Origin of the sequence: Nitrospira sp., assembly GCA_016715825.1 — a bacterium.
GTDB lineage: Bacteria > Nitrospirota > Nitrospiria > Nitrospirales > Nitrospiraceae > Nitrospira_D.
Genome location: JADJXO010000002.1, coordinates 630,928 through 657,425, shown reverse-complemented (window position 1 = coordinate 657,425; position 26,498 = coordinate 630,928). Strand labels below are relative to the sequence as shown.

Annotated in this window: 24 protein-coding genes and 4 pseudogenes; 17 read left to right on the top strand and 11 right to left on the bottom strand. The window is 55.5% G+C overall.

All coding sequences use genetic code 11. The features are described from left to right. Positions 1-132 precede the first annotated feature (132 nt). From rlmN to larE, 4 genes are all read left to right on the top strand, one after another. On the top strand, positions 133-1,194 hold the full coding sequence (rlmN, locus tag IPM58_09230) for a 23S rRNA (adenine(2503)-C(2))-methyltransferase RlmN (GenBank protein MBK9307248.1): 1,062 nt from the start codon (positions 133-135) through the stop codon (positions 1,192-1,194). Between the two features lie 42 nt (positions 1,195-1,236). Continuing rightward, entirely contained in the window at positions 1,237-2,619 is a 1,383-nt protein-coding gene (locus tag IPM58_09225) for an insulinase family protein (protein ID MBK9307247.1), read from the top strand. Positions 2,620-2,700: 81 nt separating this feature from the next. After that, a complete protein-coding gene (locus IPM58_09220; protein ID MBK9307246.1) occupies positions 2,701-4,023 on the top strand; it encodes an insulinase family protein in 1,323 nt (440 codons plus the stop codon). A gap of 24 nt (positions 4,024-4,047) precedes the next feature. Next, complete coding sequence (larE, locus tag IPM58_09215; protein MBK9307245.1) at positions 4,048-4,857, top strand: ATP-dependent sacrificial sulfur transferase LarE; 810 nt, start codon at positions 4,048-4,050, stop codon at positions 4,855-4,857. Between the two features lie 23 nt (positions 4,858-4,880). Here larE and atpF read toward each other — a convergent pair whose 3' ends face one another. From atpF to IPM58_09195, 4 genes are all read right to left on the bottom strand, one after another. Further along, the gene (atpF, locus tag IPM58_09210; protein ID MBK9307244.1) at positions 4,881-5,387 is read right to left on the bottom strand and encodes a F0F1 ATP synthase subunit B; all 507 of its coding nucleotides are present in this window, start codon (positions 5,385-5,387) and stop codon (positions 4,881-4,883) included. A gap of 76 nt (positions 5,388-5,463) precedes the next feature. Further along, the gene (gene atpE / locus IPM58_09205) at positions 5,464-5,697 is read right to left on the bottom strand and encodes an ATP synthase F0 subunit C (protein ID MBK9307243.1); all 234 of its coding nucleotides are present in this window, start codon (positions 5,695-5,697) and stop codon (positions 5,464-5,466) included. Between the two features lie 37 nt (positions 5,698-5,734). Next, a complete protein-coding gene (locus tag IPM58_09200) occupies positions 5,735-6,484 on the bottom strand; it encodes a F0F1 ATP synthase subunit A (GenBank protein ID MBK9307242.1) in 750 nt (249 codons plus the stop codon). Between the two features lie 31 nt (positions 6,485-6,515). Next, positions 6,516-6,737 carry an AtpZ/AtpI family protein gene (locus IPM58_09195; GenBank protein MBK9307241.1) on the bottom strand — a complete coding sequence of 74 codons (222 nt, stop codon included), beginning with the start codon at positions 6,735-6,737 and terminating at the stop codon, positions 6,516-6,518. A gap of 228 nt (positions 6,738-6,965) precedes the next feature. Here IPM58_09195 and IPM58_09190 point away from each other — a divergent pair, with 228 nt between their 5' ends. The 3 genes from IPM58_09190 to IPM58_09180 all read left to right on the top strand — a co-directional run bounded on the left by IPM58_09190 (position 6,966) and on the right by IPM58_09180 (position 10,082). Next, positions 6,966-8,381, top strand: coding sequence for an anthranilate synthase component I family protein (locus IPM58_09190; GenBank protein ID MBK9307240.1), 1,416 nt, complete (start codon positions 6,966-6,968; stop codon positions 8,379-8,381). Between the two features lie 4 nt (positions 8,382-8,385). Next, complete coding sequence (locus tag IPM58_09185) at positions 8,386-9,273, top strand: aminotransferase class IV (GenBank protein ID MBK9307239.1); 888 nt, start codon at positions 8,386-8,388, stop codon at positions 9,271-9,273. A gap of 173 nt (positions 9,274-9,446) precedes the next feature. Beyond that, positions 9,447-10,082: a lytic transglycosylase domain-containing protein gene (locus tag IPM58_09180; GenBank protein ID MBK9307238.1), complete on the top strand. Its 636-nt coding sequence runs from the start codon at positions 9,447-9,449 to the stop codon at positions 10,080-10,082. Here IPM58_09180 and nadB read toward each other — a convergent pair. Then, on the bottom strand, positions 10,015-11,649 hold the full coding sequence (gene nadB / locus IPM58_09175) for an L-aspartate oxidase (protein MBK9307237.1): 1,635 nt from the start codon (positions 11,647-11,649) through the stop codon (positions 10,015-10,017). The two genes, IPM58_09180 and nadB, sit on opposite strands and share 68 nt — an antisense overlap. Positions 11,650-11,651: 2 nt before the next feature. Beyond that, positions 11,652-12,113, bottom strand: coding sequence for a hypothetical protein (locus IPM58_09170; protein MBK9307236.1), 462 nt, complete (start codon positions 12,111-12,113; stop codon positions 11,652-11,654). Between the two features lie 147 nt (positions 12,114-12,260). Here IPM58_09170 and IPM58_09165 point away from each other — a divergent pair, with 147 nt between their 5' ends. The 4 genes and pseudogenes from IPM58_09165 (at position 12,261) to IPM58_09150 (ending at position 14,928) form a co-directional block, all read left to right on the top strand. Further along, positions 12,261-12,356: an AURKAIP1/COX24 domain-containing protein gene (locus IPM58_09165; GenBank protein MBK9307235.1), complete on the top strand. Its 96-nt coding sequence runs from the start codon at positions 12,261-12,263 to the stop codon at positions 12,354-12,356. A gap of 30 nt (positions 12,357-12,386) precedes the next feature. Next, the gene (locus tag IPM58_09160) at positions 12,387-12,605 is read left to right on the top strand and encodes a hypothetical protein (protein ID MBK9307234.1); all 219 of its coding nucleotides are present in this window, start codon (positions 12,387-12,389) and stop codon (positions 12,603-12,605) included. Positions 12,606-12,699: 94 nt separating this feature from the next. Then, entirely contained in the window at positions 12,700-14,430 is a 1,731-nt protein-coding gene (locus tag IPM58_09155; protein ID MBK9307233.1) for an ABC transporter ATP-binding protein, read from the top strand. 220 nt (positions 14,431-14,650) lie between these two features. Further along, a pseudogene (locus tag IPM58_09150) lies at positions 14,651-14,928 on the top strand (winged helix-turn-helix transcriptional regulator). 122 nt (positions 14,929-15,050) lie between these two features. Here IPM58_09150 and IPM58_09145 read toward each other — a convergent pair. The 4 genes and pseudogenes from IPM58_09145 to IPM58_09130 all read right to left on the bottom strand — a co-directional run bounded on the left by IPM58_09145 (position 15,051) and on the right by IPM58_09130 (position 19,445). Then, positions 15,051-15,454: pseudogene (locus IPM58_09145) on the bottom strand (arsenate reductase ArsC). Then, a pseudogene (locus IPM58_09140) lies at positions 15,451-16,272 on the bottom strand (arsenical-resistance protein). The pseudogenes IPM58_09145 and IPM58_09140 overlap by 4 nt, the downstream one beginning before the upstream one ends. A 663-nt stretch (positions 16,273-16,935) precedes the next feature. Then, complete coding sequence (locus IPM58_09135; protein ID MBK9307232.1) at positions 16,936-17,364, bottom strand: hypothetical protein; 429 nt, start codon at positions 17,362-17,364, stop codon at positions 16,936-16,938. 66 nt (positions 17,365-17,430) lie between these two features. Next, positions 17,431-19,445: pseudogene (locus IPM58_09130) on the bottom strand (PhoX family phosphatase). A gap of 227 nt (positions 19,446-19,672) precedes the next feature. On the opposite strand from IPM58_09130, the gene IPM58_09125 reads away from it, so the two are divergent. The 4 genes from IPM58_09125 to IPM58_09110 all read left to right on the top strand — a co-directional run bounded on the left by IPM58_09125 (position 19,673) and on the right by IPM58_09110 (position 24,665). Then, entirely contained in the window at positions 19,673-20,776 is a 1,104-nt protein-coding gene (locus IPM58_09125; protein MBK9307231.1) for a hypothetical protein, read from the top strand. A 100-nt stretch (positions 20,777-20,876) separates the two neighbouring features. After that, the gene (locus tag IPM58_09120; protein ID MBK9307230.1) at positions 20,877-21,527 is read left to right on the top strand and encodes a hypothetical protein; all 651 of its coding nucleotides are present in this window, start codon (positions 20,877-20,879) and stop codon (positions 21,525-21,527) included. A gap of 1,070 nt (positions 21,528-22,597) precedes the next feature. After that, a complete protein-coding gene (locus IPM58_09115; protein ID MBK9307229.1) occupies positions 22,598-22,981 on the top strand; it encodes a CBS domain-containing protein in 384 nt (127 codons plus the stop codon). A gap of 175 nt (positions 22,982-23,156) precedes the next feature. After that, complete coding sequence (locus tag IPM58_09110; GenBank protein ID MBK9307228.1) at positions 23,157-24,665, top strand: CYTH and CHAD domain-containing protein; 1,509 nt, start codon at positions 23,157-23,159, stop codon at positions 24,663-24,665. A 32-nt stretch (positions 24,666-24,697) separates the two neighbouring features. Here IPM58_09110 and IPM58_09105 read toward each other — a convergent pair whose 3' ends face one another. Further along, complete coding sequence (locus tag IPM58_09105) at positions 24,698-25,243, bottom strand: histidine phosphatase family protein (GenBank protein MBK9307227.1); 546 nt, start codon at positions 25,241-25,243, stop codon at positions 24,698-24,700. Between the two features lie 138 nt (positions 25,244-25,381). Between IPM58_09105 and IPM58_09100 the strand changes: the two genes are divergently transcribed. After that, positions 25,382-25,879: a phosphate-starvation-inducible PsiE family protein gene (locus IPM58_09100; protein ID MBK9307226.1), complete on the top strand. Its 498-nt coding sequence runs from the start codon at positions 25,382-25,384 to the stop codon at positions 25,877-25,879. A gap of 14 nt (positions 25,880-25,893) precedes the next feature. After that, positions 25,894-26,088 carry a hypothetical protein gene (locus tag IPM58_09095; protein MBK9307225.1) on the top strand — a complete coding sequence of 65 codons (195 nt, stop codon included), beginning with the start codon at positions 25,894-25,896 and terminating at the stop codon, positions 26,086-26,088. Positions 26,089-26,498 lie beyond the last annotated feature (410 nt).

Sequence of the window (26,498 nt, the reverse complement as noted above, 5' to 3'; positions counted from 1 at the left end):
GCTTCATTATATACAGGGCCGCCCACAATGGAAGAAGTTTCGGACCGCCTGATCAAGAGAGCTCCATAGGCGGGCAGGTTCACGCTATGATAGGCTCTACCCTCCTAGAGAATTGGAATTCTGGTTTGATTCATGGCGGATCCGACTAACCAGCCACCACTTTTGGCCTTCACTGAATCTCAGATGGTGAAATTTGTCCGCGCCCAGTCCTGGCCGGACTATCGAGCCACGCAAATCATGCGCTGGCTGTACCAACGGCGAGTGCGGGTGATCACCGAGATGACGGATCTTCCCCTACATGCTCGCGCGATGCTATCGCAATCCACATCAGTCGGACGCTCTCCCAATGCGACGGTTCTGTCCTCACAGGACGGAACGCGCAAGATGCTATTTGCGCTCGATGACGGCATGGCGGTTGAATCCGTACTGATCCCTGATGACGAACGGCTGACGCTCTGCGTATCGACACAAGTCGGGTGTCAGTTGGATTGCAGCTTTTGCCTGACCGGAAGGATGGGCCTCAAGCGCAACCTCAAGCTCCATGAAATCATCGACCAAGTCTTGACTGCACAAGATCTGCTGAGTGCCGGAGAGCACTTGACCAACCTTGTGTTCATGGGAATGGGGGAACCGCTGGCCAATCTGGACGCACTGAAAGCCGCGGTCAACGGGCTGACGAACGAGCCGTGGGGTCTCGGGTGGTCGCGTCGACGCATTACGGTTTCGACAGCAGGACTGGCATCCCGCTTGGGAGAAGTGGCCGCCCTTGGCGTGAATCTCGCCGTTTCGCTCAATGCAACGACCGAGGAGCAGCGCCGAACGTTAATGCCTGCCGCAAGCGAACTCGCCTCTCTCAACGCCCTCCTCGCCGCCTGCCGACGCTATCCACTCGCCTCCCATCAACGACTGACATTTGAATATGTCCTGCTTGCCGACGTCAATGATCAGCCACCCGACGCCCGGCGACTTGTTCAGCTACTGAAAGGGATTCGCTGTAAGGTCAATCTGATTCCGTTCAACGAATTTCCCGGCAGCCAGTTTCGTCGCCCGTCGCAACAAAGCGTGCTCCTGTTTCAGTCCCTCCTTCGGAATGCCGATCTCGATGTGTTCGTGAGAAAGAGCCGCGGGCAAGACGTGTTAGGCGCGTGTGGTCAACTCGGCAACCTCTCCGTCGATCTCCTTCACGAATCTTGACACCTATCGAACCTCGTTGTTAGCATGCTCAACGCTCCTATCATGAAGAAGTCGACTTCTCAATTGTCCTGGTATACCTGCCTAGCTGGAGCCTTGTTCATCTCCAGCCTCTCCACAATTGGCCTTGCAGCCGAGCCGAGCGAATACATTCTTTCCAACGGAATGAAGGTACTGCTCGTTGAAGTTCCCAAGGCGCCGGTGGCAACGGTCCAGGTGTGGTACCGAGTGGGATCCCGAAACGAAGTGATGGGCCGGGCCGGACTCTCCCACATGCTCGAACACATGATGTTCAAAGGCACGGTGAAATATCCGAAAGGGTCCTTTTCACGAATCATCAGGAAGAACGGCGGGGTTGATAATGCATTTACCAGCCATGATTTCACCGCCTATTTTGAAAATGTAGCGGCTGATCGTGTCCCCCTGGCGTTGGAACTGGAAGCCGATCGTATGCAGGGCCTGACGCTGAATAATGCCGAATTCCAAACCGAACGCGAAGTGGTGAAAGAGGAGCGGCGTCTACGATCCGAAGATGATCCTCAAGGGGCGCTGGTTGAAGCGCTCTTTGCGCAGGCCTACATGAGCCATCCCTACCATTGGCCCGTCATCGGCTGGTTCGCCGATCTCGATGCGATGACCCTCGAAGACTTACAACGGCACTACGATACGTTCTACTCGCCGAATAATGCGACGCTGGTCGTCGTGGGTGATATCAATGCCGACCAGTTGCTCCCAACGATCAAACGGCTGTTTGAACCGATCCCGAGGGGGCCGTCCCCTAAGCAATCCCTCCGGCCGGAACCGGACCAACGGGGCGAGCGCCGGTTTCTGCTGAAGCGCGAAGCCCAGGTGCCGTTTGTCATGATGGGGTTTCGCGTGCCCAACTACTCCAGTGACGATTCGTACGCGCTGGATGTCCTCGAGTCGATCCTGTCTCGCGGGAAAAGCTCACGACTGTATCAAAGCCTGGTGTATGAGCAGAAGAACTCGTTGTCCGTCGGTGCGGAGTATAGCTTGATGCAGACAGACCCCGGCCTGTTCTACTTCTACTCCTTGGTGAATCCCAGTGCGAAGGTCGAAACAATCGAAGTCGCCTTGCAGCGAGAGATTACACGCCTTCAAAGCGAGCCGCCCTCCGACGAGGAACTGCAGCGAGCGAAGAACCAGATTGAGGCCTCACGAACATTCGAACAGGATTCGAATTTTCGCCACGCCATGTTGCTGGGAGAGGCGGAAATGGTAGGGGCCGGTTGGCGACGGATTGATCAATTCGTCGAGCGCATACGGGCTGTCACCGCAAAAGACATTCAGCGTGTGGCCAGGCAATATCTGACTGAGGACAACCGTACCCTTGGCATTCTCGTTCCGTTACCGCCGAAGTCTCCCGACGAGTCAACTCCCGCGACCGTACACGAAGGAAAATCTTAGGTGACCATGAGGTGTGCGCGACACAATACGAGGCACCGTTGTTTCACCATGCCATCCATATGCCCTGGAGTAGGAGGTGGCATGTATCAATGGCTCCTCTGTATCGGGTTGCTACTGTGTCAAACGACGACGGCACTGGCTGCCGATATCTCTCCGACAAGATTGATAACCCCCAATGGAATGACCGTTCTCGTACTGGAACAGCATTTCCTACCCATCGTCGAAATCCATGCACTCGTCAAGGCAGGCTCGGCCCAAGACCCCCCTGACAAGGCAGGCCTGGCAAACCTCGTGGCCAGTCTCCTCGACGAAGGCACCACGACCAGAACATCCAAACAGTTGGCTGAACAAATCGACTTTGTCGGTGGTTCATTGGGAGCCCACGCCGGAGAAGACTTCAGCACGGCTTCTGTACGGGTTCTCCAGAAAGACCTTGATCTCGGATTGACGCTCCTTGCTGATATTCTTCAGCACCCGGTTTTCCCCAAACATGAATTCGAACGAGTCCGTTCACAGATCCAGGGGGAGTTATCCAGCGACAATGATGATCCTGGGCAAGTCGCCATGAAGGCGTTCAACCAACTGGTGTTCCAGCATCATCCCTATCGGTGGCCGGTAAACGGTACCGAGGAAACGCTTCGAAAGATTACCCTAGCAGATGTGCAGGGCTTCTACGGTAAAGAGTATCTCCCCAATCAGATCATTCTTACGATCGTCGGTGATGTGACGGCAGAACAGGTAACCGCATTAGTTCAAACTCATTTTGGATCATGGAAGAAGGGACCGGTCCAACCTCGATCGGCCAAGAAGCAGGCTGCAATCGATAAAAAAGTCATGCAACTGATCGAGAAGGACCTGACGCAATCAACCATTGTGATCGGCCATCTCGGGATTAGCCGAACGAATCCGGATTTCTATGCGGTGACCGTCATGAACCATATCTTGGGTGCCGGAGGGTTCTCATCGCGGTTGATGGATTCGATACGAGACAAGAAAGGACTCGCATACGGAATCATGAGCCATTACGATGCTCGGGCGATGCCGGGATCTTTTTGGGTCAATCTCCAGACTCGAACAGAAACCACGAATCAAGCCCTCAATGGTGTGCTTGCCGAAATGAAGGCTATTCGTGAGGCCCCAGTGACCGATCAAGAATTGGCCGAGGCCAAATCATTTTTGATGGGGAGTTTCCCCTTACGACTGGACTCCACGGCGAAGCTGGCACAAGTCTTGGCGCAAGTAGAATTTTTCGGCCTGGGGTTCGACTACTTCAGTCAGTACCCACAGTGGATCGAACGGGTGACGAAAGAAGATGTACAGCGCGTGGCACGACAGTATCTTAATCCTCAACATTACGCGCTTGTTGTGGTCGGCAGTATTGCCAAGGCCAAGATTCGCCATTAAGAATGTCTGATGGAGCCGCATACCATGCAAGATTCCCTTCTTCACCAGAAGCTGAGTCGACTTCAGGCCCTTCTGAACGAAATGGGCTCCGTAATGGTAGCCTATTCAGGCGGCATCGATAGCACCTTCGTTCTCAAAGTTGCCCACGATCAACTTCACGAGAAAGCGATAGGAATCACGGCCGTCTCACCGACATTCCCATCGATTGAGCTGGAAACCGCTGAGCGAGTGGCCAAAGAAATCGGCGCCCGCCATGAGATCGCGAAGACGGATCAGCTCGCCATTGATGATTTTGTAAAGAATGACGCAAATCGTTGCTTTCACTGTAAGACTGATTTGTACCAACTTCTCGGAGGCCTGCGGGAATCGCGGGCGGCAGCCTATGTCGTTGACGGAACCAATCTCGATGATCTCGGTGACGACCGCCCTGGAATCAAAGCCGCGCGTGAGTGGGGAGTCCGTAGCCCCCTCGTCGAGGTCAAGCTTTCGAAGGCTGATATCCGCACCCTTGCCAAGGAGTTAGGGCTTTCGAACTGGGACAAGCCCGCCGCGGCCTGTCTTTCCTCACGAATCCCACGTGGAAATATGATTACGGTGGAAAAGTTGCATTCCGTTGAAGCTGCGGAAGTGGTGTTGCATCGAGAAGGATTTCGTCATTTCAGAGTCAGAAACCACGGTGATGTGGCGAGAATCGAAGTCGCCAAAGAAGAACTGCCTGGGCTCATTGAATCAGATCGATGTGCCAGAATCAGCGCGGAACTGAAGGAACTGGGGTTTAAATTCGTAACCGTGGATTTAGAAGGGTATCGACCGGGTGGAGTCACACTACGCTGACTCCACCCTCATACTACGATGCACTATCGTTGGTATGACTTGGAAAGCGCTTCCAGGGCCTCGTCTGCGAACTTTCGTTGATCAGCTTCAGTCAAACTCCTCTGCACGACTTTCTCCGCCACCATGAGCGCCAATTCCGTTGTCTGAGTCCGGATGTCTTGCACAGCTTTGCGACGCTCCTGCTCGATTTCACGCGTGGCATCACCCTTAATGCGCTCTGCCTCTGCCGTCAATCGCTGTTCATTTTCATCAAGAAGCCGTTGCGCGCGTTCTTTTGCGGCCGCAAGAATGGCTTCCGCTTCTTTACCAGCCGCACTGAGTTTGGCTTCGTATTCTTTCAACCGGCGTTCGGCTTCCGATCGATGATGTTCTGCCTGCTCGAGGCTATCCTTGATTTTCTTTTCTCGCTCTTCCAGAACACTCAAGATTCCAGGGAACGCGTACTTATAGAGGATAAACAACAAGATCCCGAAGGACACGATCTCCCAAAAGATCAGAGAAGAAAAAAAGTGCGATTCAAACTGCGGCATGTCAACTCCCTAAACGAAAGAAGGGTAACAAGATCGATTTAGTCGGGGCGGCGCCTACGGGCCGCGAGTATTCCCCTTATCCCTTCCGAAAGCCCATGATGATGAAGGCGATAACCAAGCCGTAGAGCGCGATGGCTTCCACCAACGCAAACCCGATCCACATGTACTTTGTGACTCGAGCTTCTGCCTCAGGCTGGCGTGCGACTACTTCAATCATTTTTCCGAAGATGAACCCAATTCCAACGCCGGCCCCGGCAAACCCTGCCGCTGCACAACCCATTCCGATCAACCCTGCTGCTGCTGAATCCATTATGCCTTACTCCTTCCCTTGTCTAAACTCGCATACGCTAATGCGCGTGCTCGTCATGGCCGTGCAAATGAAATGCGTCTCCTAGGTAGACGCACGTCAAAATGCTGAAAATATAGGCTTGAATGAATGCGATGCCGAATTCTAACCCGTAGATCGCCACCGTAAATGCAAAAGGCAACCATCCGATCAATAGTCCACCACCGATCGTCAGGCTGAACAGAACGGCGAGCATCACATGACCGGCCGTCATATTGGCAAATAACCGCACAGCGAGCGACACAGGCCGTGCCACCTGGCTGATGATCTCGATCGGAATCATCAAGGGCACAAGCCACCCTGGTGTCCCAGGCGGAACAAGAATGCCCAAGAACTTCGCCCCGTGCAACATGAACCCCAAGACCAAGCTGATCCCGTAGACGAGGAATGAAAATACCGCGGTTACGATGATTTGGCTCGTCACGGTGTAGCTACCAGGAATCAAGCCGATGAGGTTACTGAACAGAATGAACAGGAAGAGTGTGGCGATCAGCGGGAAAAAGCGCATCCCCTCCTTCCCCATCGTGTCCAAGATCATGCTACGAATGAAATCCACCATCATCTCTGCCAAACTCTGGAGTTTGCCCGGCACCAGCTTGCGTGAAGACCCTGCCATGATCATCAGGACTGCCGCGACGGCAATGACAATCCACATAAAGACCACGGCTTTATTGATGGAAATATCTAATCCACCGAGGGAAATCGGAACCCAATTTTCTAGTTCGAATTGATGAAGCGGACTCTCTTCCACGATGCTCCTGTGTCGTCGCTATCGACAGTAGTTATGTATTCGTCCACCGTTGAACCGACCGATACGCATTCCTCATACCTGCAACGAGGCCCAATACCAGGCCGCCGATCATTCCCCACGGAGTTGAGTCGAACAGGTATGCATCACAGACCCACCCCAACCCTCCCCCGACAATCAGGGCAGCGAGCAGATCGGTTGCGATCCGAACTGCTTGACCGAGCCCCGCGTATAAGGGATCTTGTGAAGGGGCCATTCGAGACCCATGAGAGGCGAGCGCGCATACACACAACTCTACCGTTGATGGGCTCGCAATTTAAGCAAAACTCCACTTTGAATGTCAAGCCGTTAGAGCCTACCCCACCGAAAATCTCTGCAGTGCGGTATAGTGGATTCGCGCTGTTCACAGGGAAAGTGACCGTCCATGCTGCCAACTACCTGCTCATCGTCTTCGTTCCTACATGGGTCCCCTTCACCTCTCATCGTGACACGGCCCCTTCCTCAAGCGAACCCCTTTGAACTGTATTCTAGAATTGCCTCGGCACGATCCCCTTCCTTTCTCTTGGACAGCGGTGACGGCGACCGAGCCATGGGACGATATTCCTATTTTGGAAGCGATCCCTATCAAATATTAACTGGAACGGCCGATCAGTTCGTCCAACGTTCGACGCTGGGCCGCACAGAATCAGGATTCGGTCCCTATCAACATTTAGGACAGCTTGTAAACAGCCAGCGGATCAATCGTCCTCCCGGAAGTCCACCATTTTTTGGTGGCGCTGTCGGCTATTTCAGCTACGACCTCGCCCGACAATTCGAAAAACTCCCATCACGAGCTCCTCAGGACATGATCAGTCCGGATCTGGAATTCGCATTTTTTGACGTTGTGGGAGCCGTCGATCATGAGCTGGGCGACCTTGTGCTGATGTTCTGCCCTCCACTCGAACGATTCTTGGGCGAGCCTCGAGACAAACTGTTTCGTGAGGGGACAGATCGTCTGGCCGCTTTTGACGCTCGATTAAGCAGAGCGGTCTCAGCTCAATCTCAATCCCTCGCACTGGAACACCTTACGTTCACACCGGAGCAGTCCCCATCGACGTATATGCAAAGTGTCCGACGTTGCCAGGAGTACATCGCGTCGGGCGACATCTACCAAGCCAACCTCTCACACCGTTTTAGAGTGAGCGGTGAGACCTTGACCCAGGAATCATTTCTGGCCGACTTATCACTCTATCGTCGTCTACGGACACTGAATCCTTCTCCCTTCTCAGGGTTACTACGCCTCGATGCCCTGCGCCTCATTAGTTCATCGCCCGAACGGCTTGTTCGCCTCGATGGTTGCCGGGCCGACACCAGACCCATCGCCGGAACCAGACCACGTGGGAAAACAGTGGCGGCCGATAGGGAGCTGGTTGCGGAACTGCGCGCGAACGTCAAAGAGCGAGCCGAACACATCATGTTGGTGGACCTTGAGCGCAATGATCTCGGCCGCGTCTGCCGGTATGGTAGCGTTCGCGTGGACGAGCTCATGACGCTGGAACGATATTCTCATGTCAGCCACTTAGTCTCCCAAGTCTCAGGCACTCTGCAGACCCATGCAACCGGCTTCGACCTCCTGAAAGCCATGTTCCCAGGAGGAACGATCACCGGCGTCCCCAAAATTCGCTGTATGGAAATCATCGAGGAATTAGAACCGGTCCGACGCGGTCTGTATACCGGATCGATGGGCTACCTCAGCTGGAGCGGAGACCTCGACTTCAATATTCTGATCCGGACAGTCGTCGTGACAAACGGGATGGCCTCTCTTCAGGTCGGAGCCGGGATCGTAGCCGATTCGAATCCGGCGCGTGAATACGAAGAGACCATCCATAAAGCTCAGGCTTTTTTCAGCGCATTTCCCTAACGCGATGTGGATCTACCTCAATAACCGGTTCGTTCAAGAGCACGAAGCGGTGATCTCGGTTTTCGATCATGGATTTCTGTACGGAGATGGTGTGTATGAAACGCTCCGCTCCTACGGCTCCCGCCTCTTCATGCGCGATCAACATCTATTACGATTATTCCGCTCAGCCGAAGCCATCGGACTGGCGATCCCAATTCCCTTGAAGGACTGGCCCGACATCCTCCACGAATCCATGGCTCGCAACGAGGTCGGGACTGATCAGCACGATGCCTACCTCCGCATCACAGTCTCGCGGGGAGTCGGGGACATCGGTCTGAATCCGGCGCTGTGCCCTTCGCCGACTGTTGTCGTCATGGCCAAACCGCTGGTACGTCCGGCATCAGGTCTGTATGAGAACGGCGTCAAGATCATTATTGCCTCGACCAAGCGGAACCTGCCAAGCGCACTGCCGCCGCAGATTAAATCCATTAACTTTTTGAACAACATCCTGGCCAAACGCGAAGCCATTGCCGCAGGCGCATTCGACAGCGTCCTGCTCAATTGGGAACACCACCTGACTGAATGCACGATCAGCAACCTGTGCTTCGTCACGGAGGGCAGACTCCGAACTCCCGCCCTCGAATGCGGCTTGCTTGATGGTATCACCAGAGGGATTGTGATTCGGCTGGCTGAGGAACTCCACATCCGAATGGAAGAAGGACATTTTACCGTCGACGCGTTGTATGGAGCAGACGAATGTTTTCTTACGAACACGAGCATGGAAATCATGCCCGTATCCATGGTCGACACGAGGAAAATCGCGAGCGGGAAACCAGGCCCGGTGACATTGAAGCTAAGGGCTCGATTTCTCGAGACATATGAGCGTTTTTTGGAACCTATTGGGTCTGATTAGCCGCTGATCTGCCTGTTGTTCCGCCACCCTCCCACCGTTTCTCACGGCATAAGGCTGCGTTTCCTTGACAGGCTGCTACAGGCTGCTATCGTTTGACCATGCAGAACGACAAATTTCGACTCGCCTCTTCTCGCAAATGGACCGCCCTGGTAGTCCCCGTTATGTTTGGGAGCATGTTCGGCAGTAGCCTGATGACTGCGGTCCCTGGTCTCCATGCAGAAATCTATCAATATATTGATGCAAAGGGGACGATATCACTGACGAACGTCCCATCTGACGCTCGATACCGCCGGGTTGACCTCCACCCAAACCGTCTGCACCCAGTCATCTCAGAACGAGAGTTAGAGCCGATGATCAGCCGATTTTCACAGGAACACCGTATCCACCCCGCTCTTATCCGAGCCGTCATCAAGGCTGAGTCGGACTTTGACCCCGTCGCGGTATCTCGCGCTGGAGCAGTTGGATTGATGCAATTAATGCCGCAAACGGCAGTACGACTCGATGTGCGTGATCTTTACAACCCTGAAGATAACATCGGAGGAGGGACTAAATACTTGCGACAACTCCTTGACCGATTCCGAGGAGATCTCCCCCTTGCCCTCGCCGCCTATAATGCCGGAGAGCATGTGGTCGATCGCTATCGGGCAGTTCCACCAATCACCGAAACTCGCCGATATGTTCGCAAGGTTTTACGATACTATCGAACGTTTCTTGCAAACGATCTCGCCTCGACCGGTCATGTCATCCCATCTTCGGAGAACGTCGCGAGACGACCTTCCCCTCTTTCGATGATCCCAGCTGGCCAGTAACTTGTTCGGATAGGAGAAGCCGGCTGTGTAGTTTCCAGCCAGGTCGTTGAGGTTTCGCATAGTCGGCGCGGTAATGCGCCCCGACGCTATTCTCTCTCCAGAGCGCGGCTTCCGCCACACAGTGGGCCACTTGCACCATGTTTTTGACCTCCAGGTCGGCCCGTGTCGCAAACGATTGAGAAACCAGCTGTTCCCACCGGGCAAGTTGAGCCGTGGCTCGGGTCAGCGACTCTCGGGAACGGACAAGCCCCACTTGACTCCACATCGCTCGCCGCAACGAGTTTCGTAACTTTTCAGCATCGTCCAACCGACCGGCTCCACCGCACCGCAACCGTTCACGATGGGCGGTCAAGTCTGGTACCGAACAACGTGAGGCCCAGGTTATCGCCGCAGCACCGGCCCGCATCCCAAACACCAATCCCTCCAAGAGAGAGTTACTGGCCAAGCGATTGGCACCATGCACGCCACTGCAAGCGACTTCACCGGCCGCAAAAAGACCCGGCAGAGTCGTCGCCCCGTTGATGTCGGTTGAGACTCCACCCATCATGTAGTGCGCACTCGGCGAGACCGGAATCCATTCCTCCGTAATGTCGATATCATGACGTAAGCAGGTTGCATAGATGGTCGGAAACCGACGCTTCACGAAATTTGATTCTAGATGGGTCACATCCAGGTAAACATGCCGTGCTCGGGTCGCCGCCATCTCCGTCCAAATAGCCCGTGCCACGATATCTCTCGGTGCCAGGACCCCACGCGGATGATAGCGTGGCATGAACGCTTCACCCTTATTGTTGCGCAGTTCCCCCCCTTCTCCTCGCATCGCCTCGGACAACAAAAAAGGAGGGCTGGAGGGCAAATACAGCGCCGTCGGGTGGAACTGCACGAATTCCATATCGTGAAGTTCTGCTCCTGCGCGAAATGCCATGGCCATCCCATCGCCTGTCGCATTGGGCGGATTCGTGGTGCGAGCAAAAATCTGACCGGCTCCGCCGGTCGAAAGGAGGATGGCCTTTGCGGGAAGAATGAACTGTTCTCCTGAATTTTCATCCAGCACGACGGCGCCACAGCAGCGCCCCTCTTCCACCACAAGGTCGACGGTGAAATGGTAATCCAACCGAATAATCTGTTTCTGCCGGATCACCTGTGCGAGCAAGGCACGTACCATTTCGTTTCCCGTTGCATCACCTCGGGCCCGGAGTATCCTACTGCGGCTGTGTGCGGCTTCCCGCGCAAAAGCAAACTTCCCACCCATTTTGTCGAACCTGGCGCCCCACCGGATCAGCTCCTGAATCCGATTCGGCCCTTCCTCCACCAACACGCGCACCGCTTCACGACGACAAAGCCCATGCCCAGCTTTCAACGTATCCGTAAGGTGAATCGCAACATCATCTTCTTCGCTCAATGCCACCGCGACCCCACCTTGGGCAAAAATGGAGTTGCTCTGAAGGGGGTGTCCTTTGGTGAGCACAATCACTCGACCCACGCGGCATAGCTCCAATGCGGCACGGAGCCCGGCGACTCCACTCCCAATCACGAGATAATCCGCCTCTGGAATGGTTTGAGACATCGCTATCGCGGTGAGGCTTGTGGGGAAAGAGGCTCGGATAGCAACTGCTTCGTCTTCATACCGAATGGCAAATCCCCCTCGACTGCGCGCAAAAGGATCGAGGGTGTCTCGGCCCAGTGCAATCGTGCGTGGCCGCGCTGCCGCATTCCGGCATCATCGGCATCCTTCTTCCAGGTCCCTTGCCAATTGACGAAAACATCGATGTCATCCTGTTCAAGCATGACTCGTTCGATCTTGAACTCAAGCGTGATGGCATGAAACGTTTCAAAATCCATTTCCACCTGTCGCTGGAGCTCCTCCATCTGATCCGACGACACCAGCTGGGAATGGAAACCGGATCGATCCTGTCCTTCATACGCGCGCCGCAAGGATTCCAACGCCTGGTCCAGGTTGAGCAGACGGGCGTGCTCTTCAGGATACTGAATCGTTTTGGAAGGACAACCGGCACTCACAAGAATGAGCATCGTAAGCCATGCGAGGAATGAAATCGGGACCCGGCTGCACTTGTGAACATCCATGGGACGGCAGTATACCATACGGATAAAAAGCACCGTGAGCTTGCATTTTGAATGGAAAGCTTTTAGACTCTGGCCCCTTGGGAGATACGAAGCATGTCTAGCGTTCTAAAGAAGCGCCGAAAGAAAATGCGCAAGCACAAGTACAAGAAGCTGCGCCAGCGACAGAAGTTTCTTCGCCGAAAAAGCTAAACTCAGCCTGCGTGACGGGAGGAGGGTATCGTGGCCGAGGGCAAGAAAGTCCGTATCCGTGTACGGACGGTCAATTGCACCTATGTCGGAGACTTCCTGGTCCCTCCGATGCGGAATCGTGTCTCCGACGCGATCAACGAAGAAGCACGCCTGTTTATCAGCCTGACTGATGTCCTCATTAACGACAAGGATCGGTCGGACTTCGTCGCAATCAATAAGAACTTGATCGAATCGATTGCTCAACTCTGACCACTTCCTCCTGTCCCCCGTCAATCTACTACTATTTTCACAGAGAACCGTGAGTCGGCGCAATTTCGTGGTCGAGATGACCATCTGAACACTCATGTTGATTTTCAAGCGATTCCTTCCATATGTACGACCGTACCTGGGGCGTCTAATCCTTGCAGGCCTCCTCGTGTCCGGAGTCGCCGCCGTCAATCTTGCCTTGGTCCGACTGGCTGGCACTCTCTGGGACATCGTGACGGTCCAGCATGATGCCGAACAAATGACGCGGTCGATCGGGATGTTTTTGGGGTTGGTCGTTCTCCAAGGACTCTGCTCCATGGGCCATAGTTATCTGACGGCCTGGGTTTCTCAGCATGTCATCGCCGATTTCAGAAAACATCTCTTCGCCCACCTCCAGACGCTGACGCTCAGCTTTTTTTCCCGTCGGCGCACGGGGGAATTACTGTCCCGATTGATGTCCGATGTGACGGTCATTCAATCCCTCGTGACAGAAACCCCCATTGACGCGGTGAAGCAACTGGTGACGTTCGTCGGAGGCATTACCTTCTTGCTCCTCATGAACTGGCAACTCTGTCTCCTGATTCTGATTCTGCTTCCATTGCTCGTGGTGGTTTCCAAACTGTTTGGACACAGACTGAAATCACTTTCAACATCGATTCAAGACCATACCGCCACGCTCAGCACCTTAGCCGAAGAAGTGATTTCCGGTATCCGCATCGTCAAATCGTTCGTGCAAGCGCAACGGGAAAAAGACCGCTTTGCCGACCAGGTCGATCAGACGCTTCGTCTCACACTCAGTCGAGCCGGGATCATGGCCGTCTTTATTCCCGTGATCAGCCTCATGACCTTTTCATCGGCGACCGCCGTGCTGTGGTACGGAGGTCGGCAAGTCATCGATGGCACCGTGACACCGGGTGATCTGTTCGCCTTCGTCTTGTTCGCCGGCATTCTGATCGGGCCCTTCAGCGCAGCCGCCCGTGTCTTTACGCAGATCAAGGAAGCCCAAGGAGCCACGCAGCGCGTCTTCGAAATACTGGATGCCCAGTCGGACATTGATGATCGCCCAGACGCACAGACACTCGTCACAATCGAGGGCCATGTGCGGATGGAGAACGTCACGTTTGGCTATGATCCTCGATATGCCGTGTTGTCCAACCTCTCCTTTGAAGCCAGACCGGGCGAACTCGTTGCATTGGTCGGACCAACCGGCGCCGGCAAGACGACGGTGATCAATCTCCTGCACCGCTTTTACGATCCACTAGAGGGCCGCCTCACTATCGACGGAAGAGATCTTCGAGACGTGCGGCTTGAGAGTTGGTACCGACAGATTGCGCTGGTCCCGCAGGAAACAATCCTTTTCGGCGGCACCATTCTCGACAATATTCGGTATGGGATGATGGCTGCAGGCGAAGCGGCTGTTCGCGAAGCCAGCGAAGCCGCTCATGCACATGACTTCATCACCGCATTGCCGGATGGGTACCAGACGGTGGTTGGGGAGAAGGGAGTCAACTTATCCGGCGGACAGCGCCAACGGATCGCGATCGCTCGAGCGATTCTGAAAAATCCTCGGATTCTGCTATTGGACGAAGCAACCTCATCGCTGGATACCGATTCCGAGCGCCTGGTTCAAGAGGCGCTCCAGCGCCTCATGAAAGGCCGCACCACCTTCGTGGTTGCCCACCGACTCTCAACGATTCAGCGTGCCGACCGGATCCTGGTGCTCGACAAGGGAAAACTAGTCGAAGAAGGCACCCATGCGCAACTACTAGAACGTAAGGGACTTTACCACTACCTGTACACCATCCGCCTGCACGAACCGACCACATGAACGCATTGTGGAAATTCTCGCTCCTGCGTCTTCATCCTATTCGCTGACCAGCATTATTTCCCCACCTCTACCAGATAGGCCATAGGCAGTACGTCACCGTAACGCGCCTGTAACACGAACCGCATATGCTGACTGACAGGATGAAACGAACAGTGAGGGTAGCTGCGTGAGTCGAGTCACCGATCAGCAACCCACATCCCTGGCCTATGGTCCTCTTCACATGGATTTGACCAGACACGAAGTCACGGCCAAAAACCAGGAAGTACCTCCCGCAGCTAAAGAATTCGGGCTATTGGAGCATTTATTGCGTCATCCTGGACGAGTGCTGACACGAGAAGTGCTCCTCAACGAAGTGTGGGGGTACAACTATTACGGAACGACGCGAACCGTCGACGTCCATGTTCGCCGATTGAAAGTGCAAATCCCAGTCTCAACAACACCATCATTTCTATCAAGTCACTCGGCTACAAACTCTTGGATCAGCCTCCAACCCAATAAAGTTCCCCCATCTTTTCAGATGACAAGCACAACACCCACCAGTCTCCCCTTTATCCCACTTTTCCCCGTTCTGTGCTCATTCAACTTTCAGCACCGATATTGATCCAGACTCCGCCGAGTGATCAGTAGCTTGCAGCCACCCTTAGAATCTGCTCACCAATCTCATTGCGTACTCGCTGAAAAACTCGCACGCGTTCAGGATCGGGCCCTTGCGCATGGGCAGGGTCATCAAACCTCCAATGCAACCTAACGTCACCCCTTGGTTCCGTCGGGCACATCGCTTGGGCATGATCACACACCGTGATGACATAGTGGAGCCGTCGTCCCTGAAATTCTGCAACGTGCTTTGATCGGTGACGAGAGATATCGATTCCCACTTCCGCCATCACCTCAATGGCTTGCGGGTTCACCCCGACCGGATTGGTCCCTGCGCTCAGAACTTCAACCCGATTGCCTGCCACCATCCCTCCGCCATCTGGCTTCGGCAAGAGTTGCCCGTGCACAGAAAGGGAACGGTGGGTGTCATGCCGGCCGCTTCACTGGAAACCAGGTTCGGGTGCGATTACAGAGGCACAGACGGAAAGCATGACCGGCATCTCGACCAGTACTCCAACCACGGTGGCGAGTCCGGCACCAGACTCCGGTCCAAACAGGGCGATGGCGGTTGCGACTACCAACTCGAAGAAGTTGCTCGCGCCGATGAGTACCCCCGGCGCTGCGACCGAATGTGGCACCTTGATCCACTTCATCAAGGCATAGACCAAGGAGGCATTGAAATAGACCTGGATCAGAATGGGGACGGCAATCAGCGCCACGTGCCACGTCTTGCCACTGATACTGTCGGCTTGGAACGCAAACAGGATCATCAACATCGCGAGCAACCCAAGGATGGTGATCGGGGCGGACCGCGGAAGCAACCGATCTTCGCGCCATGCTCGCCCCCATCGCGTGATGAACCAGTGCCGCAGTGCCAGGCCGATCATGAGTGGAATCACGATAAACGTTAAGACGGAATAGAACAGGACCGGAAGCGGGACCGTCAACGCGGAGGCACCGGTGACCAGAAATCCGACGATGGGGGCGAAGAGCACCGGCATGATGAGATCATTCACGGAGACTTGGACGAAAGTGTACGCAGAATCCCCGTCGGTCAAATAGCTCCAGACGAAGACCATGGCGGTACAGGGCGCCGCCGCCAAATAATGGTTCCGGCTATAGAGCCATCCAGGAAGAGAACACGAGCCGAAAACATACCCAGGCGAAGATGGCCATCGAAAACGGCTTGACAATCCAATTCACGAAGAGGGTCACCAGCAATCCTGTCGGTCTCTTCCCCACTCCCATCTTTTCGTTCTACTCCCCGTCATAGGTTTTCAGACATCACCTATTCTTGCTAAGACAACGCTCATGAGGAGGCATTCATGACCTCGCTGAACATTTAACCTGCTCGTAACCTCACGGTAACCGTCTGGCGCACCAGGTGCTGTACGATTTCTCCATGAAAGTATGGGCATCTGTCTGTGTAACCGGTACGACATATCGGAAGATTGATCACACGGGCTACATAACTTACAAGGCATGTTGAGCCCGTTCAGACGAAGAAGCGTCCATTGTCAAAAAAGAGCCTATCTCAGTCTCAAGGGAGCCATACTGCCCTCCCATTCAAGTCCCTGGCTCCCTGACGTGTGCCCTTTCTCTCAAAGGAAAGGGCACGCGCGAATGCTGTCCGAAAGCAATAGGGAGATGAAGGAGGCGGTTATGCAATGCGCACGTTGTCCCGGTATGAGCATCCCTGAGGTTATCGTTGAAGGAGGAGCGAGAATCGTTGCGATGCGTTGTGTTCACTGCAGGGACGTCATCGATCGTATCATCCTTATGAACCGCCGTCGCTGAGGCATAGACACCTCAGACGGCCGTCACGCTCTCTTGGTAAAGGCCTCGGCCGATCTGGAGCAGCCCAGCACAGTAATAACTCAGAGCTGATTGCCTAGGTATCACCTACTTGGACTAAAACGTTGCCTCACACAGACCATCAGAATGAGAACGGAACAGCACCAATGCCACATCCGGCACGTAACCCTCAATCCCCCGCACCTGCAACCAAAACCCTTTGGTCTTCGGTTCTTCATCGATCGTAAATATCTGCCGTGATGACTTCAGACTTTCGAGCAGGATGTATTGCGCCATTTTCCCGAGCAGATCGTCCAGATTATCCGAGCGGTTAAATCTAAAGGCATACCCGTTATCGAGACTCCGAATCTCTTTCACATACTTGAATAACTCGCCGACCACCATCTGCCGACGTAAGACCTTGGCCGGATGACATAGCGAGGACGCTAGAGATGGCTGTGCAGAGGATTGGGCTTGCGACAGGCGGAGATGTCCAAACTCCTGTGCTCTCCAAGACAGTAGTGATTGAGGTACCCGAGGCTGCATATCATCCTCCTTGCGTGGCGGGCCCTTGGAGTTGCATTCCAACGGCCCGCTATATTTGTAGTCGTCTTAACTTCCGATCATGCCACCGTCGTTTTTTGTCACGACAATCAGCGCTGACCGTGGCCGACCGCCGTTTGGACCGTCCGGCCACGAACTGAATTGCTTCGGGTTGTTCGGGTCACTAGGCTGATCATCCGGCCGCTCTCCTGGATGCTGAATCCCGACAAACATCGTCCGTTGATCCGGCGTCATGAATGCGCCGGTAATTTCGCACTGATTCGGGCCGACCAAGAACCGCCGAGTCTCTCCCGTTTCTGGATGTACGGCCAGCATTTGGTTATGACCAAAGTCCGTATACGCACCGGCATTGATGGTGGAGGTCGATACATCGGTCTGAATCCAGAGCAAGCCGCCGGGATCGACATATAGACCGTCCGGCGAACCATACTTGTCGCCGAGAATCGTCGAGCCGTGGATCGGGCTCGTTGGGTCGCCGCAGAGGGCAAAGAAATCCCAGCCGAATGTCGGTTCAGTCCAATCCTGGAGATGACGCCAACGGATGATATGTCCGTAGTTATTGATGGCTCGAGGATTAGGCGCGTCTACCGGAGGACGTGCGGACCCGGCGTCTGTAGTCCCGTCCGGATTATTGACCGAGGGTGGAGTCGTCCCGCGCCGGCTGTTGTTGGTCAGCGTTGCCAACGCGGTCAGATGCCTTGGGAACGTATCGATCCACTCAGGCCGATCCATCATAGTCGCCCCCACGGCATCGGCGGCCCCGCGCGTGTTGATGAGAATGTCGTTGAGCGACCACCCGGCTAACCTGGGATTGTCCGGCGTCAGCGGCAACCATTGGCCGGTACCATCCGCATGGAACTTGGCGACGTAGAGGATGCCGTCATCCAGGGGATTCATACCCTGCGCGCGCGCCTGCCTCCACGGCAAATTCGAGACATAGCGGTAGATGTATTCGTTTCGTTCGTCGTCGCCCAGATAGACGACGACTCGACCATTCTTGGCCTCCTGCACCTTTGCCCCTTCATGCTTCAGACGTCCTAAGGCCGTGCGTTTCACCGGAGTTGAAGAAGGCATCAACGGATCAATCTCGACGACCCAACCAAACCGATTCGGTTCATGAGGTTCCTCATCCACGCGAAATCGTTTGTCAGTCGTGTGCCATAAATAGCCGAACCCCTCCGCCGTAATACCGTACCGCTTCTCCAGATCAGTTTGCGTCCCATTCTTCCTGAAATAGCCGTTGAAATTCTCCTCGCAGGCGAGGTAGGTACCCCAAGGTGTGACGCCCATGGCACAGTTGTTGAGCGTCCCCAGCACACGCGTGCCGGTCGGATCCTCGCTGGTCGCCAGCCGTGGATCACCCGCCGCAGGTCCACCAATGTCTATCGGGGTCAAACCCGTAATCCGACGAGCAAACCGAGACGGTCGCACGACATCCCACTTACCCCGACGACCCCGCATGTCAAAATGGGAGCCCGCCTGCATAGTGACCTCGATAATCGATACCCCATGAGCATTCAACGATTTGTTGGTCTTCTCCTGCGACCAGTTATTCACTCCGTCAGGGAACAGCAATCCATCGTCAGTGTATTCATTGTTCTGAACAATCAACCCGTACCGGGATCCAACAATCGGGAAATAGACAAGTCCATCATTGTGCATGCCCCACTGGCGCGCCTGATCATCGGCGGTGTTGCTCGCATCCTGTTTGAACAAGGGGCCGTTCGAGACGGGATCGCCCCACGCTATCAACACCTCGGCCGTATATCCGTTCGGTACCACAACCTCGTCGATAGCAGAGATAGGCACCGCTTCGAACCCGAGCCTGAGCTTTCGGCCCCTACGTCCTTCTCCCCCCATTTCGGTGTCTGCTGTGTACTCGTTCTCTTGAGCTCCTGCAGGAGAACCCTCACAAGCGCTTCGGCCCCTCCGAGTGACATAATCGCTGCCGTAGCCAGACCGCCGGCCAGGAAGCTGCGCCGGGATAAACGCATGTTCACAATTTCTTGGAAATGTTCATTGTCAGAATCATGACTTACGTCCTCATCATCAATGATCGACATAGCTTCTCCTCCTCCCTAGGTCCGAATAGATGGATTGCTACCTCCGTGGCATCAGAACTCTCTAGGCCGGGACACATTCTCACCCAATCGTTACCGATCGATGAAAGTCTGGTAACGGATTCGTTAATTGTTGCCGGGCCGGATCGAATCCTCGGGGGAGCAGGTTGACCTGTCGAGAGGAGAGATGTGAAACTTGTTAAAGTAGTTGGGTGGTAAGGAATATCGTCATGCAGGAACCTGTGACTATCACCAAAGGCACCTGTTTTGCGCTATTTGCGTACGATATCGGCCTCTCCATCAACCTGACTGATGCAGAGCGACGGGTCATCGCCGGGACAGAACGAGGGCGCTTACGTCATAAGGCCAGAGCGCCTCAATATTTTGAGTATCGACCGGCCCCATTGCGGCTGGTTCAAGAAGGGAGCGTTTTCGAGCTCAGTCAGTATCAGGCCAGCCCAACGGTCGAGGTCATGGTGTACGATTTCGGAGCGGTCACCATCACCTATCGCTTTCCCCTTGACGGTCCCTATGCTCGATTATTGGATCTGAGCGAGTCGCTCTACGAAAACGACCGACTACTGACCGAGTCGCGCACCCGCGTGGAGCAGTTGGTCCACGCACTGGGCCCAGCCATCGAGCGGCCGTCCATTGCGGATGACGTAGAGGACTACATTATCTTCTCGATTGAGTCCGCTGTCCCGGACATCCCTCCGTTATGGAAAAATAACGAAACTGATTTGGCTCAGATTCTGCGGGCCGAGCGGACCCCATTCTCTGAACAGGAAGTTGCCGATGCCGTCTCCTGCCGGATCTCGTTTGGGCAAGAAGACGCAGCGATCATCGACTGGCATTCCGCCGTGCTATTCGGGAAAGAGATGGACGACGTTCGCGCGGTACTGGAGTTCGCCAACGTCGAGCTGCTGGAGATGCGGATCTTGGATGAACAACTCGATCGTGCGCTGGACGAGAGCTATGAATCTTTGTCCCGAACACCACGACTCTTATCGTTACCCGGCTCTCACGAAAAAGACGTGACCCATATCGCCCAACTGCAGGTCGACAGTGCCTTGCTCTTCGAGCGCGTCACCAATACGCTGAAGCTCCTGGGCGACCAATACCTCGCACGCGTGTATCGTCTGGTTTCGCAGCGCTTCCATTTAGAAGCATGGGACGCAAGTATTCTTCGCAAACTCCAGACCTTGGAAAGCATCTACGGTAAGATGTCGGACCGAGCGGGAACCAGGCGTATGGAGGTGCTTGAATGGATCATCATCATTTTGATTGCCCTTTCCATTATCCTCTCCTCGCTCCCACTTGGGGCAGCCCATTAAGTAGTAATGCGTCCGCCCATCTGGTTGGCGATTCTGTCTTCTCACAGATCAGCATCCAGGAGTCGGTTAAAGGTCAGGGACCCATCACCCTCTGAGGAAGATGAACAGGCCTACGCTACTTCACTCATTGCTCTGGTGCTCTTGCACACTCTGTCTCTTTCTGATCTCGATAGGTTCTCCAACCGTCGCTACAGCAACTCCTCCATCGGAGGTCGCAATTTGGTTTGAAGCAGATCTGGCCGTCGCTTCCAGCCAACTAAGTGGTCGGAGAGAGATCCCGCTCGACACACAGGAGATCGTCATCAGCTCCGGAACGAACGGTATCAACGCAATCGTGGTGACGTCTCGTCGACTCCTAGGGTTTTCAAGCCGTGCCCTAACCTGGACTAAAATAGAGCTAGACATCAATGAACAGATCTTGGAGCGTCAGATCCTGCCGACCTTTAGCTTCATCAGAACGGATCGGCATCTGTACGGATTTCGCGGGGTCAACGGCCTATGGCTTGAAGAGGCTTTCGGTGTGCGCGAGAGGGTTCGGCGTCTATATAGCAACGACTATGGAGCGGTCTTCATCACCACTGAACGACTGGTCGGATTCGCACCACTCCTCGGCAGCTTCGCCTCGAAGCCGTTGGATGTCCACGAACAGATTGTGGGAGTCGATAACGAAAACGGGCTCATCCTTGTTTCCACCAACAGGCGCACGTTGGTCTTTGGTAGCCGCTTGAGTGGATGGGAAGAGTTCGAATAAATGGCCTCCCCATCGCCGCCATGGCCGATCGACGGATCCTCACGCTGGACTCTCCAGCCTCGGTTAGGCTTGTCGCCGTAACCCGTTTCCACACAGGCAGGTGAAAACATGCCGCAATGGCTTCTTCTTATTCTAACACCTAGCTAAACGCCCACACACTCGACCTTCACCACCACACCATCTTTTTACACGGAATTGGCACCATCGTAACCACGCAGCAACAGTGCTTCGATAGAATCGCGTACGTGTACGTGAACAATAGGCGACCAAGTCCAATGCGAACAAGCCCAACCTGGGAGGGAGGTGAGGAGCCATGACGACAGGACTCATTGAAGTGGCGCTGCTGAGCGCCATTCTGACCGTGACCTATACGATGGTCGCTTCCTGGCGAGAGAAGTAGCGGCCAATCGGATCGGGCTCAGAAAGGAGGGATATTCGACCGTGTGTGGCACTAGACAGGCGGGAGCCGGAACAGGGGCAGAAATGCCCCCGGCTTTCGCGTGGAATCGTACGCCGGAGGTTCAGGAACATCTCCCTCAGCCACTGTGAATAGAGCCGTGACCGTCAGGGTCGGCTTGCGACCGGCATCGATCTGATCACCTCCTCATGGCTCACTCACCGCGCGTCTCCCATCCACCGCGTCTTGTCTTATCCCATGAACAGGCCGTGAGCCATGACCACCGTGCGGCGGCGGCGCGCAGGACGGACGGCGTCCGACTGATCCCGCTCAGGGCAGGCGCGTCATCGGCCCAGCTTCACTCGGACAAACAGGCCGCAGAGGCTGATCAGGATGAGTGCCACGCGGACCATGAGCGGTCTCACGTGTGTAGGCCAGACCTGTAGTTCGGCAACCATGGGGGCATCCCTCCTTCCGTTTCAACACAGGGGAACCGCTGGAATAACTAAAGAAGGATGTACCGCAGCGATGTCACGGCCTCATTGCCGAATCGTTAACACTGGGTGACATGGCGCTCCTCGACAAAGTTTACCGACCTGTAATGGTCAGATAACATCAAGGCAATGGGCTCGGAGTAGGGTGAAGCCACGACAACTATTACAAGGAGGATCTCATGGTGACAGTCGGGAACTTAATGCGGAAGGACATGGTGACGGTGGACGTGGGCACCTCGGTCGTCGAGGCGGCGAAGCTCATGCGCGCGTGCAACGTGGAGAGCGTGCTGGTTTCGTATCAGGGCCAGATCATCGGCCTGGTGACCGAATCGGATATCGTCAAGAAATTCGTGGGGGCAGAAAAAGCCGTCTACTTCGTGGCGGTGGAAGACATCATGAGCAGCCCGATCCCCGGCATCGAAGAGCGGCGCCCCCTGACGGAAGCCGCGGACCTGATGGACAAGCATCGCACACTCCACCTCGGCGTGACCAACGATGGGGCGCTGGTCGGCATGGTGTCGGTCCGCGACTTTCTCCGCCCCGTGTCCATCGACGAATTCTAGGCTCGCGTCGTTCTTCGTACCTACCCCTTCCCGCTTAAGCTCCCTTATGCCTCCTTCCCCCTCGCCGCTCTCGAGGACGAACACCGCTCGCCTTTCTGTCGACTCGGCGACGGTTGCAATTCCCCCCTCAGGCGTTTAGAAAAAGACGCACTCCTCCCGTCCTAGAGGTCCTACAATGGCTCGATCCCGCGAGGTCTCCTCTCAGCGCCCTTCCGTGCTCTCGGCTCACACCGAACGGGAGCTCAAGCTGAGCATTGGTGATGATTTCCACCTGCCTCGGCTGCCCGGCACGCTGCGCCCTCGTCGGTTGCTGATCTCGACCTATTACGATACGGCGGCCTATGACTTGGCCCATGCCCGGATGACGCTGCGCCAGCGCATCGAACGGGGGAAGAAGACCTGGCAGCTCAAACTTCCGTTGGGCGAGGATCGGCAAGAAGTCGAAGTGCCCGACGAGCGGGCCGACCCACCGGCGTCATTACGCCGCCTGCTCGTGCTGCATCTCAGGCATCGAAAACTTGCCCCGGTCGTCACGCTACGGGTGTGGCGGACCGGGCTGCAGATTCGTCATGGTCAAGTTCCGCTCGCGGAGATCGCCCTCGACCGCGTGTCGGTTGTCCAGCACGGCACGACCATGCAACGCTTTCGTGAATTGGAGATCGAACTCCAACAGGGCGATGACGCCCTCCTGCATACCCTCGAGCAACAGATGCGCGACGCCGGGGCGTCCGACCATGACGGACGGCCCAAGTTCTTTCGCGCCCTCTCGCTGCACCCTCCCCCCCCGGTCCCTCCACCCGACCGGACGGCCTCGGTGGGTGCGCATATACAGTGGGCGCTCGCCCAGCACGTCGAGTGGCTCCTCGCCCATGATCCCGGCACCAGGCTCGGGACTGACCTGGAGAGTCTGCACCAGATGCGGGTCGCGGTACGGCGTGTGCGCGCCGTGCTCCGTACCGCGCGCCCGGTGTTGCTCCCGGCCTGGGGCGCATCATTGGACCAGGAGCTTGAGTGGCTCGGCAAGGTGCTGGGACCTGCTCGTGATCTCGATGTCCAGCTCGCCTATTTTCGGGAGGAATCGACTACATTGGACGCACGAGATCGCGCGCGCCTGGAGCCGTTGATCTCTCACCTGCAAGCGCACCGGAACGCCGCGCAGCAGGTCGTGCTGAACGCACTTACCAGCACTCGCTATCTGGCATTGATCAGACGGCTTCAGCAAGCCGCCCAAGCCCCGGCCGTCATTGAGTCTCCACTGACGGTACGTCAACTCGCCCGGCACGCGTTCAAGAAACTGCGCAAGGCACTCAGACGCCTGCGACCGTCCCCCTCGGATGCTGCCCTGCACGCCATCCGGATCAAGACCAAGCGCGCGCGCTACGCCGCCGAATTGGCGAAACGCTCGGGGGGCCAACCCGCGACGCGTTTCATCACGGCGGCTCGGGCTCTCCAAGAGCTATTAGGGACCCATCAGGACGCCATTCAAGCGGAACGGCAGCTCCGACAGTTCCTCCAGGACTCACCCAGCCCTCGCGCCGGGTTTGTGGCCGGACGCATGGTTGAACGGCAGCACCACCGACGCCAGACCGTGCGAGAGACGATGGCACCACTCGTGAAGACGCTGCTGAAACGGGGGAAGCAGGTCTGGGGATCAACAGGGTCAAGGCACCGACACACTTATTGATGAACAGCCCATGATAAGCCCACCGTCGGCTCTCAACCGGTAGCCTCCGACAAACCTTCACGCCTTTTGGCATGGGCTTGCTTACCGAAGGCCCGCAACTGCATCGGCTGAAGCCACCAGACGAGCCGCCCCTGGCTCACATTGACACGACCTTCCGATTTGACGCGCGCAGCCCCGGCCTTTTTCAGTGGAAAGTTCGAAAGGGGTTTGCCACAGAGCAACAGACTCACGACTTCGCCGAGCTGAGGCTCATGTCCCACACAGACCACGACCGCATCGGACGGGAGCGTGCGCAGAAACGTCACGACTTGCTCTGGCTTCGCTCCGACCGCCAACTCCTCTCGCGTCTCGATCTTGAGCGTCGGACCGATGACCGCCCGTAGGAGTCTGGCCGTATCGTACGCCCGCACGAACGGGCTCGTAAACAGATGGGTCGGCTGACAGACAAGTGCCGCCAATCCTTTGGCCATCTGTCGGACACGTCTTTTCCCTTTCTCTGTCAGGGGGCGATTCTCCTCTTCACCTTCCCATTCATCTGGCTCGACAGCAATCCCATGGCGAACGAACATGCAGTCCATAACCCCTCCTCCACATCCTGTGGCATGAGCCTACCACAGAGATGCCATAGAGTTAACACAGGTTTTACCTGGCCGTGACCGAGCCAGAACGATAATCGGATAATCTCATGTGTAGCTAGAATAGGACGAAAGGACCCCATGCCGGCACTCGAAGCGAATCATCTGTTTGACCGTGAAGTCCTGAGACAACGGCTCGCTCATCTCGATCTCCTAGAAGTCTGGAATCGAGGCATAAAAGGGGTGCTCAGTCTGGTGATTCTGACGCTGTTGACTGCTCTCGCCGGCGGCGCAATGAAGACGTTTTGGGAAATTCGACTCCTCATGGATCATTCAGCCGAAGTTGTCTTACGCCAGGTCATCGTCAACATCCTCATGCTGCTGGCCCTCGTCGAGGTTTTCAAAACCACCGTCACCTACTTCCGCGAGGGCCGTGTCAAAGTGACATTCATCGTGGATACGATCCTGGTCGTCATGCTGACCGAAGTGATCTCTCAATGGTTCAAAGGAGGGGACTGGCAACCACTTGCAGTCCTCTGTGGGGTTCTGCTGATTCTTGGCATTATTCGCGTCATGGCCGTTCGGTGGAGTCCAACGCTGAGGACAGGGGCTCACGATGCTGGGCGCGTCGATCTCTAATACGAGGAGGCACAATGAACCAACAACCTGCGAATAAACTACTGGCCATCGTTCACGAGCGGAAATGCATTCCACTTGAAGAACTTTTGGCCTATTTTCCTGAGCTCACCTGGAATCAGGTGTTTTCACTCGTGGATGACCTCAGTCGTCGGGCATTGATTTGTTTGCGACGACGTGGATTTGAGTATGAATTGCAAACGCTTTTGTGATTTCCCAAACGGCATCTGGTTCCCTTGGTCGTGCTGGAGGTCCCGCCCGTTTTGACACGATTGCCTGCGGCATCGTAGGTATAAGTCAAGGTCCCCAGCGTCGTGAGTTCACTCGCCGCGTTGTGGGCGTATTCCACTTTGTTGGTGTTGGGATCGGTCACACTGGTTCCGTGCTCGGCAATGTCATTGTCGAGCGTCACGACCTGATGCCTTGCTGAATGTTGGTCACGCATCGAGCTTCTCTTCAGTTTCAGCCACCTCCTCCTTCAGAATACTCGACACGACTCTACCCTAGCGCTTTTCCACCCACCTTTGAATGAGCTCTGTTGAATCGGACGCCATTGCGATCTCCTCGACCCACTCGAGGGTCCGGGCTTAGCAGAGGTCTCAATTGCAAGGAAGTGGGATTC

What these genes read in the sequence shown, in the direction of transcription:
- rlmN (MBK9307248.1), top strand. Translation starts at nt 133, where the DNA reads ATGGCGGATCCGACTAACCAGCCACCACTTTTGGCCTTCACTGAATCT.
- IPM58_09225 (MBK9307247.1), top strand. Translation starts at nt 1,237, where the DNA reads ATGAAGAAGTCGACTTCTCAATTGTCCTGGTATACCTGCCTAGCTGGA.
- IPM58_09220 (MBK9307246.1), top strand. Translation starts at nt 2,701, where the DNA reads ATGTATCAATGGCTCCTCTGTATCGGGTTGCTACTGTGTCAAACGACG.
- larE (MBK9307245.1), top strand. Translation starts at nt 4,048, where the DNA reads ATGCAAGATTCCCTTCTTCACCAGAAGCTGAGTCGACTTCAGGCCCTT.
- atpF (MBK9307244.1), bottom strand. Translation starts at nt 5,387, where the DNA reads ATGCCGCAGTTTGAATCGCACTTTTTTTCTTCTCTGATCTTTTGGGAG.
- atpE (MBK9307243.1), bottom strand. Translation starts at nt 5,697, where the DNA reads ATGGATTCAGCAGCAGCAGGGTTGATCGGAATGGGTTGTGCAGCGGCA.
- IPM58_09195 (MBK9307241.1), bottom strand. Translation starts at nt 6,737, where the DNA reads ATGGCCCCTTCACAAGATCCCTTATACGCGGGGCTCGGTCAAGCAGTT.
- IPM58_09185 (MBK9307239.1), top strand. Translation starts at nt 8,386, where the DNA reads ATGTGGATCTACCTCAATAACCGGTTCGTTCAAGAGCACGAAGCGGTG.
- IPM58_09180 (MBK9307238.1), top strand. Translation starts at nt 9,447, where the DNA reads ATGTTCGGCAGTAGCCTGATGACTGCGGTCCCTGGTCTCCATGCAGAA.
- nadB (MBK9307237.1), bottom strand. Translation starts at nt 11,649, where the DNA reads ATGTCTCAAACCATTCCAGAGGCGGATTATCTCGTGATTGGGAGTGGA.
- IPM58_09170 (MBK9307236.1), bottom strand. Translation starts at nt 12,113, where the DNA reads ATGCTCATTCTTGTGAGTGCCGGTTGTCCTTCCAAAACGATTCAGTAT.
- IPM58_09165 (MBK9307235.1), top strand. Translation starts at nt 12,261, where the DNA reads ATGTCTAGCGTTCTAAAGAAGCGCCGAAAGAAAATGCGCAAGCACAAG.
- IPM58_09155 (MBK9307233.1), top strand. Translation starts at nt 12,700, where the DNA reads ATGTTGATTTTCAAGCGATTCCTTCCATATGTACGACCGTACCTGGGG.
- IPM58_09135 (MBK9307232.1), bottom strand. Translation starts at nt 17,364, where the DNA reads ATGCAGCCTCGGGTACCTCAATCACTACTGTCTTGGAGAGCACAGGAG.
- IPM58_09125 (MBK9307231.1), top strand. Translation starts at nt 19,673, where the DNA reads ATGCAGGAACCTGTGACTATCACCAAAGGCACCTGTTTTGCGCTATTT.
- IPM58_09120 (MBK9307230.1), top strand. Translation starts at nt 20,877, where the DNA reads ATGAACAGGCCTACGCTACTTCACTCATTGCTCTGGTGCTCTTGCACA.
- IPM58_09115 (MBK9307229.1), top strand. Translation starts at nt 22,598, where the DNA reads ATGGTGACAGTCGGGAACTTAATGCGGAAGGACATGGTGACGGTGGAC.
- IPM58_09110 (MBK9307228.1), top strand. Translation starts at nt 23,157, where the DNA reads ATGGCTCGATCCCGCGAGGTCTCCTCTCAGCGCCCTTCCGTGCTCTCG.
- IPM58_09105 (MBK9307227.1), bottom strand. Translation starts at nt 25,243, where the DNA reads ATGGACTGCATGTTCGTTCGCCATGGGATTGCTGTCGAGCCAGATGAA.
- IPM58_09100 (MBK9307226.1), top strand. Translation starts at nt 25,382, where the DNA reads ATGCCGGCACTCGAAGCGAATCATCTGTTTGACCGTGAAGTCCTGAGA.
- IPM58_09095 (MBK9307225.1), top strand. Translation starts at nt 25,894, where the DNA reads ATGAACCAACAACCTGCGAATAAACTACTGGCCATCGTTCACGAGCGG.